This is a genomic window from Acinetobacter lwoffii, from assembly GCF_022967985.1.
Taxonomy (GTDB): Bacteria; Pseudomonadota; Gammaproteobacteria; order Pseudomonadales; family Moraxellaceae; genus Acinetobacter.
In genome coordinates this window covers 1-7191 of sequence record NZ_JALJVC010000041.1, presented here as the reverse complement: position 1 = coordinate 7191, position 7191 = coordinate 1, and the positions used below count along the sequence as shown (strand labels likewise).

The window sequence follows — 7191 nt, the reverse complement described above, 5'->3', positions numbered from 1 at the left end:
ATGATATTTCTTATTATATATCAGTATATTAAATTAAGCCGTTCTGGAGTATAGGGCACTAGAACGGCTTTTTATTGATTATTCATGTTCCACGCTTATTTACCAACCAATGTTCCACGGTTTTATGCAATCTAATTTAACCATAAAGTTTTAATTTTAGAAAATTAATATGAGACTTGATAAAAAAACCACCAATAATCGCGGTTTCTTTCAATGACAACTTATGTGTCGTTCAATGACATTTTATGCGTCGCAAATGACAACTTATGTGTCGCGTGACGTTATCCGCTTTAAATAAACATTTGATGATTGGATGTTTTTCAAAATCAGTTAGTGCTACTTCAAAATTGTCACGCTGCATTGAAGGTGACATTTCTTCTGCAACATGACTTTATGCTGAATAATATTTAATAATAGCAAACTAAGCATAATAGGCACAAAAAACTGTTAAAGCGGTTTTAATACTTCTGTAGTAATTTTCAGGTTTCCACGCCCGATTACAGATTTTGCTGTAACCTAATTATCAAATGGGTATCTTTTTCTTTGATCAAACCAAATTAGAATATTTTATTGATTTGTAAATGAAAAATATAAATAAATAAATAACGTATGGATCAAATTGAAAGCGAAGAAAAAAATCAAATTCGCGGATTTTCAGGCCTTTTAATCACTTATTAAGCTTAGGCTATTTCACCTAAGGAATCATGTTACATAGCTTCCAGCAGCAGACAAAACGCAATGGATAATGCGATGTTTTTCGGTTCTGTTGATCCATAAAAAATACTTAAGTCTCTATTATTAAGCTATAAATGAGCAGCAAGAAATTTTTCTAGTCAGGTAAATGATATTCATGCACACGTAGCTATCTCGAACAAATTCACAGAATTTGGCTGCACTTACATCCAAATTGTCATTTGAAATTAGCTCAATTAAGGTAGCGCTGTCTTTCAAACCTTTGTGTAACAAAGCGTGCATAAGTCTTATATACTTAGATTCAGATATGATCTCCAATCGCTAAATATCGTACACTCAACCACGCAAGTACCCATCGCACGGCGCTTAATGACGCTTGTTGAGACATTATTCTAAAATAATCATATTTATTATGTTTCATCACTACCGGAAAAAACTGATGTTCTATAAGAAGTGAAAGCATAGGTTTATCTTCTGCCGTAAAATGCATCAATACTTTTGTTACATTACTCTCATACAACCATTTTTTTATTAACCAATTATAAGTGTCTGATTGGTTTCGTTCTAAATAATCAAATCGCTCTAAAATTTTTTGTGCGGAATTAAAATCTACAGCACTTAGTAATTCAGGCAAACGTGCTAACTTTCCTTGTGTCAATAATGGATGTCTTCCTATATTTGAACCACGTTTACCTGAAGGAATGTTTGACATCGTAATTAAAGCTCTCTTCCAGGACTCAATATCTAATTGTGGCTGCCCCTGCCCAGAAATAAGATACCGCTCAATATCTTCAATATTTTGAAATAGTTCGTGTTTAATTACTTTACCCGTCGAATTTCCTCTTTTTTGAGCATAGATTACCCACCTCTGAGTTTGTCTTTTTTTGAGTACATATTTTTCGATGGTATCTCTCAACTCATATTTTAGATTACTATTCTGTTGATTAATCGCTTGGAAATGCCTGAATAAATTACTCCGACTCATGACTCGCTTAAAAAATGCAGTATGTAAATTGGGTTGCTGTTGTTGCATGCTATAGGCATAAGTAGCTAGAAATAAGATATGAATATAATGCTTTAATGTTGTCGATTCATGTAAATGTCCAAGTACTCGACCAATCGCCTTAATCCCTTGACCGACCTGTCCTTCATTGCCTACTAGCGTATTAAATTGCTCATTCGATGGCATCCAAGTTTGTAGCCATGGAAGTTCTATCGTCAGCGCTTTAAAATCCACCACTGTTTGCAAACACTTTAAAGTATATGCACTTGCAAACGTATGTCTTAAATGATGTAAGCTGAGATCAACATCTCCAGTGACTTTCTTTAATATTTGAGATATTTGATCAAAAAAAGGCTTATGTTCACTGTTCTCATCAGACATTAATATCGAATATTTTTTATTTTGATAAACATCATCTAATCCCTTTTTAATCGTCTGACTTAATAAATTCATCGGAACAACACGTTCTGATCCGAGTGTTTTTAGCTGATGCTCACCATAAGGACGAATTCTGAGCATATCCTCATCAATATCTAAGGGCCGTAAATGAAGTGTCTCTGAACGGCGTACACCCATCGCCGCAGATAAACGAAAATGACGCTGAATCCCTAGACGTAAAACAGTATCATTCACCCCAGATTCTACAGATTGTAATATTTGAACGATCTGCCGCACTTCATTTTTTGAAAAAACCTTAGCACTTGCTTGATGCGCTGTACGCTTGTGTAACTTTATACGATCATCATTTAATTGAATTAAAAATTCTCTAAAGCGATTCCACGCAGCGAGATGCTTGCGGTGTGGAAAATGCTCTTGCGTCAACTCCATCCATTTTTGAAATACATCTTCATCAATCTGGCTATCTTTTGTTAAATCTTCTGAAAACCCCAATATACCTGCACTGACGATGGCCAAATGTAGATGAATCATATTTCGATTCTGTAGACTTAACTCTTCTGCATCACAGCGTAAAATCAACCATTGCACAAAGCATGTTAATAAATTGACTGAGTAGTGATTCGTTTTATTACTAGCAAGCTGTTTAAGCCAAATGCTTGATCTAGACTCACCTTTTAGTTGCTGAATCATCGCTAAAATATCAGACAAATGTAGTTGCTCATCGCCTATTTCTATTTCACTTTCTGGCTCAGTGCTATCTAAACCTGTGGTTAATTTTTCATATTCGGATAATCGTAATAATTCATTTATTGAAAGATCTTCAGTCAGGACTTGGCCTGATATATAACCTGCAATCAACGGAGTGCTATTTAACATCACCTTTTGCTGTAAAGCTTTCAACCATTGAGCTAACGATAGAGTTGACTTAAGCCCTATTTGTTTTAAATATGTATTAAAACACTTTTGCCAAGCCGTTCTTTGTTGATTTCTTGACTGTGCTAAAATCTCTTTTAATCGGGGCTGTAGATACTGTCGGTCTACTAATATTAAAGTCGAGACATAAGGACTTAACAGTACTGTACGGCGTATCTTCGTCACAGATCTATCATTATTCACTGTTAGCTCAACGAGCCGACTATTCCCCATAGCGACTATATATTGATCAGAAGCAATAAACTCCAACATCGCTTGTAAATGGCTCACTCTGCACAGTTGTGAATACATGGAGAGTACAACCAGCAAACGTCCTATTTCAATATCACAATTTTGATGTTCAGGTAAATGTTCTAAATCCTTCTGAATAAGATCAAGTAAGTTTTGTTCAGTATAACTCCATGTACTAAAACTATTTTCAGATGTCAGCCACGTACGATTAGCTTTTTGAGGAAGTTGAACGAATAAAGGAATTTTAGTTTTATCGCGAATATAAGCACAATATGCCTTTATGGCTTCTGGCAAATCAATGTTTGTATTTTTAGCTAAATGGGAAGCTAATACATGTCCAAGCTCTAAAGCTACTTGTGGCTCAGGATTTTCCTCAAAAATCAACGGACAATAGGACTCATACTCTGAGTTTTTCAGCCATTCTTTTACATCATTCTCTGAATATTGTATTCTCAGCTTCGTCTCTACTTGAGCTGTTTTAGTCTCTTGGGTTAAAACAAATGTTGGAATATGCTTGATTTTAAAAAAATCAAAACCTTCAAGACATTCGAAACCTAATTGTTTTTGCAAGTTTTCTTGTACATCAAGCCACTGTTGTTGAAAAGCTGATACAGGAAATACAGATAACATATCCCATGGATGACGACCCCGTATCCAGTGCCCAAGTCCAGCGTCCTTGAACCGTCCAGGTAACTGATTATAATCAGAGCGAACCAACTTCCGTGCCCAATTTCTAACTAAACCTTCAATCTGATGAGGAGCACAAAGTTGCACAGCATAAGATGATAAATCAACACGTGGTTCAATTTGCTCCCCTAGCATTCCCATCAAACCACGTAAACCTTGAATCTGTTTGATCAACGCTTGCGTCAATGGCACATAACGATCGGTTGATTCATCTTGATGATGTTTATCTTGAATCAATGCCCAGCCTTGCTGACTGATCCACTTTGGAAAGGGCTGCTTAATTCCTCGTCCTGCAGTTGCAAGATTCATCCATAATGCTGTATACAACGTCAAGCTATCAAAGAGCACCTGCCAATTTTTATGTTCAGAAGCCTGATTTATTCTCTTTTTTATTCGTGTAATTTCATTTTGTATTTCAACAATCTTTATTCCAATTGGGCTACCCACACGCTTATTGGAAGAGTATATATATTCAGGAATATTAATTTTTATCGTTCTTAAACAAGCAGCCCAGAGTTGCTCAAGTTGCCTCTGTTCAAAAGAGGCATAATGAATCAAGTTATCATAATTTCGACCTGATGCATTAGTCACTGCTTTAACGACAGCTAAATCACCTTGGCTATGATCATATAACAACCGTGGAAGAATATCTCGAATGCTTTTGAGGCTGATTTCTAGCTCTTTAGGTACACGGTTAATCAGTTCACTCACGTCACGTTCAACTGCCATATGATGTCTTGTAATCCCAAGATTTTTGACTTGACTCACTAAATCATTGAGTTCAATCGGTAAAACCAAATGTAATTCATTGGTCCATGGCACATGAAATTTAGAATCTTCTGGTTTTTTTTTGAGTGTCGGTGTCCCTGCAAACACACTTAATACATACGCAGATAAAGTATGATCATACTGAATAGCAATATTATTCTGATCTGCATTTTGACTAAAACGAGGCGCTGTTAATTCACTCACCGAACGTCCTGTGAGTAAACTTAATATTAAAGCTAATTTTGCGCGTAAAATTAAGCTGGTATCAGTATGAGATGGTTGACAGAGCCTAAATATTTCTTGAATTGAAATTAAGGACAATCGCGATTTGGTCCAAACTAAACCAACATTTGCAGCTTCAATATGTTGAGAAGTAGATTTAGAGGCATAAAAACCTCGAATTAAATCGGATTGTTCTGCCAAAAAAAATGTAAACAATGGCTCCAATGGTGTTTCATCTTCTTCAATCTCATTATCCTCAAATACTTCAGATACTAGACCACGATGAATTTCATCTACATCCTCTAAAGGTTGAATAGCAATACTTAATGAGCCGTATCGTTGCAAGATCAGTTTTCTATGCTTTAACCCTATACGGTGTAAAAATTCTCGACGTTTCTTCTTATTTTTTAGTGGATCATTTTGCCAAATTTGGGATAAAAACAGCTTTAATGTATAAAAAACATCATTTAATCGTTTATCTTCAGAACCAGCAGACATCAAATGAATCAGTTGTTTCGGTGAATTTTGAATAAGTAATTCTTTGACTTGTTCTAAAATATACTCATTACCTTGATCACCCAACAGCCTGATTGCTAAAAAGGCGTTATACACACGAGATCCTTTTTGAGCTTTCAGCTTTATGCTTCCATCACCCTTTAAATAACTACTATAAAGCCCTAGGGTATGTACTTTTTTTTGAAAGTGAAATATTTGCTCTAAAAACCAAATAATTACTGTATCAAAACTCTCATTATTTCGACTTCGTCCTGCTTGAATCAATAGCAAATCACAAATTCCACTGTCTCCAGTGTATGGACGTAATGGCGTGGGTGTATGTGTGTTTCTATCTATTGTTTCTGAGAAAAAATGTGCATATTCCTCAGAATCCTGCAATCTACTAATGATCTTTAACGTATTAAGCTCATCACGAAATTCTGGTAATTCATCATCCCCAATCAATGTGAAGATTCGCTGACAAATGACAACAATGCCAGCTAAGCTATAGTGTGCACGCAACAAAAATAATGCTTGGATCAGTTCTTTTTCTTCTATATTTTCATTCTGATTAATACATTCTAGGAGCTTCTTGAAATAACTTTTCATGAACTACTCCGAATACGATAGACTCTTGCCTTCTTCAAGTCTGTTAAAGCCAAAGCAACTTCTGCCATTGGTGCCACACGAACAATTTGCTGCTGATATTTTTGATAAAGTTCCTCCAGTCGAGGTAAAAATACAGAAAAGTTAGCTAAATGAAAATATGGTTGCAGAGACTTACCCAGCTCTTTCACTTTAATTCTTTCTAATGGCAAAAGCTTCTGGGCGATATAACCAGCTAAAACATTTTCGATTAAAAAATTACCACTCACCACCGGTGATGCCCAATTAACCAATTCTTGAACAAAGGAAATCGGCAGCTTTTTCAAAAAATGCTGTGTATTTAAAAATAAAATCATTTCTTCTGGATCTAAACTCTTTAGTCGAAGTTGGCCTGCAACCACCATCTTGTCCTGTGCTTTATCCACTTTAGCCCAGTGTCTTCTTTTCACACTATCCTTTAGAGTTTTTACCTTACATAAGTCCCTATCGACAGCAAGCAGTAACTTACGATATATCGCGAGCAGTAGTAATGCTTGATTTTTAATTTTTTCTGAAAACTCCCGGCTCATTTCCTCATTGAGTAACATCATTTTCAAAACTAAAACTGGGCATGGTTTTTCAAACCTGCCTTCAGAAATTGTTAATGCATCAATGAGCAATGGTGTCATCATTTTTTTCTGCACAGGTAAGTTATTTTTAGCGTCACAATAGTAGAATAACACAGTCCCAAAATTAACAAAATTAAATCAAATAAATTTTATATTTAATAAAAAAGTATTTGATTTATATAATTTATTTACTAACTTTATTTTTATACTAATCCGTTAACATGTCAGTAGGAGTAGGATCTAATGGTGCAGAGCAAGATAAAGCAATAAATGCAGGTTTATTCGGTAGTGGTGAGCGATCATTTCTCTAGCTTACCATCAATTAAGCGAATCCAGTTGGATAGGGGATTTGTATTCAATCCATGTTGCAAAGCGACTGAAGCAATTGAAACGTCCGGTGCTTTACAAGCCTGAACGATCTGCTGTTTAAATTCAGCACTGCATGTTCTTCGTTTTTTCTCAAGAGATGTGATGGATGTCTAGGGTGTGTTGACACTTTTAGTTTAAAAAAATAGCGAAGTAGTAAAATCAAATCGCCAAACCCAA

At 35.5% G+C, this 7191-nt stretch carries 3 protein-coding genes; all 3 read right to left on the bottom strand.

Going from position 1 to position 7191, the window contains the following annotated elements:
• Nucleotides 1–994 precede the first annotated feature (994 nt).
• Nucleotides 995–6040: a tyrosine-type recombinase/integrase gene (locus MWG72_RS15215; RefSeq protein ID WP_247144412.1), complete on the bottom strand. Its 5046-nt coding sequence runs from the start codon at nt 6038–6040 to the stop codon at nt 995–997.
• Nucleotides 6037–6708: a hypothetical protein gene (locus MWG72_RS15210; protein ID WP_247144411.1), complete on the bottom strand. Its 672-nt coding sequence runs from the start codon at nt 6706–6708 to the stop codon at nt 6037–6039. Before MWG72_RS15210 ends, MWG72_RS15215 begins: the two co-directional genes overlap by 4 nt.
• Nucleotides 6709–6944: 236 nt before the next feature.
• The gene (locus MWG72_RS15640; RefSeq protein WP_247144413.1) at nt 6945–7064 is read right to left on the bottom strand and encodes a transposase; all 120 of its coding nucleotides are present in this window, start codon (nt 7062–7064) and stop codon (nt 6945–6947) included.
• Nucleotides 7065–7191 lie beyond the last annotated feature (127 nt).

What these genes read in the sequence shown, in the direction of transcription:
- MWG72_RS15210 (WP_247144411.1), bottom strand. Translation starts at nt 6,708, where the DNA reads ATGATGACACCATTGCTCATTGATGCATTAACAATTTCTGAAGGCAGG.
- MWG72_RS15215 (WP_247144412.1), bottom strand. Translation starts at nt 6,040, where the DNA reads ATGAAAAGTTATTTCAAGAAGCTCCTAGAATGTATTAATCAGAATGAA.